Raw genomic sequence first — 1,652 nt, 5'->3', positions numbered from 1 at the left:
AGTACTTAATTTTGATATTTGTACGGTTTTATGTACTGATGTTAAGTATAATAATATTTGTAATGTTATTATTTGAGATGGACTCAACTTTTGTTCGATCTGGTTTTGATCAAAGCCTAATATATTCTCTTTTATTAATTTTTATTTGTAATTACCAACCCTTTTTGATCGGATTTTTAACTGTTTTGCCAGTTATTTGAATAAATAATCAACCTATTGTGTGGCGCGATACTGCGCTCCGCAACGCTCCGCGAACGCACCACACCCCCATCTATTCTCAATAATAGTGGGATTTTAGTTGAACTATTCTTCAGCTTATTTGATAAGTCCACCTCTATATATAGCTTTCAGCTACCTTGTCACCCCGTGAGAGAACGGACTCACAATAAGCTTTGTGATTTTATCAAAACGTTGGTTGAATACCCGCGCTCTCTCCCGTATAGCAGCGTCGGGAGGATGTCAATGTCAGTAATTATCCAAAGATGATATAACGATTTAACCGTATTGAAGTTGAACATTTTTATAGCTTTGCCTCGCCGTCACTGGTTTAAACTGAGTATCTACAAACTGCACTGGTTTGTAGGTCTCAATCCACAAATGTGCCCCACAAGGTAAGGGTTCATAAGGCTTATAAACTATACGACAAGGACCATCAAAAATCATCTGATAGCCCAGATCGTTACGATTTGTTTGTTTCAAGCTGACCACTGGAATCAATTGCTCAGGGGTCATTTGAGGATCGTGCCTAATTCTCTTACCATTTGCTTTAATGTAGTGTTGATTTACATGAACTAGGGTTGGCTTCTTTCGCTTGTGATGACACCAGACACCTTTGGGGCCTCTCCTTCCCGGTATGACCACAGGCATTTTGCCATACAGAGGAATTTGCCAAAGTCCATTTTTTTTCTTATAAGCACCTCTAATTCTACCCTGAGCAAGTAACGCTCTGACTCTTTGACAACAGATACCTAATAAAAAAGCAGCTTCTCTAGTTCCGATCTCAGTCATTTTTACTATAGCGCTATAGTTTGTATATAGTAATAATTATATTTATAATTATATATTAGTCATCAGATCAATAAATTCTGTTATATTCGCTACATTAAATGAAATGAAATGAGGTGAGATTATATTGTGAGTTTTCAATTCTCTAAAAAAAAAATCACCCTCCCGAAATAAAAGGTGGGTGATAGAAGCAAAGTTTAAGTTTCAAAATGTTTTTAATACTAACCTTTATTTTTGATGAGCATGACACGGATAATTTCGTTGACTGTCTCATCAGGAATTTCAAGAGCATTACACAAACTGCCTAAAAGCTGCTCTTCTTCTTCTGTAACTTCACCGTCTGATAAAACAAGGTCAGTAGCGATCGCAAAAGTAGTCTCATATAATTCGTGGGGAAGTGACTCAAAAGCTGCACCAAGAAGTGTTTGAGGTCCCTGTCTTTTCAGCATTCCACAAAGTTTGTCGAACATTCTCCGCATAACTTCACTGGGGTAACTTCTGAATAGTTGCATTCGACCTAAGAGCTGATTCATTAAGAAAATCTAAAGAAAGCTACATAAGAGTGAAACATAGTTTTATGATCAATGATATTGTGGATATAATTGTGACTAATGAGCCGTATACCTGCGCTCGCTAACCCTCAACGT

General features: G+C 37.1%; 2 protein-coding genes. Both read right to left on the bottom strand.

What is annotated here, in order from left to right:
* Window positions 1-495: 495 nt before the first annotated feature.
* Entirely contained in the window at window positions 496-1,008 is a 513-nt protein-coding gene (locus F6K22_RS40345; RefSeq protein WP_293110724.1) for a hypothetical protein, read from the bottom strand.
* A 218-nt stretch (window positions 1,009-1,226) separates the two neighbouring features.
* Window positions 1,227-1,538, bottom strand: a complete 312-nt coding sequence (locus F6K22_RS40340) for a tellurite resistance TerB family protein (RefSeq protein WP_293110722.1) — start codon at window positions 1,536-1,538, stop codon at window positions 1,227-1,229.
* Window positions 1,539-1,652: the final 114 nt, after the last annotated feature.

Source organism: Okeania sp. SIO2F4 (assembly GCF_010672385.1).
Taxonomy (GTDB): Bacteria; Cyanobacteriota; Cyanobacteriia; order Cyanobacteriales; family Microcoleaceae; genus Trichodesmium.
The sequence above is the reverse complement of the archived record's forward strand: the minus strand, read 5'-3'. Positions and strand labels throughout refer to the sequence as shown.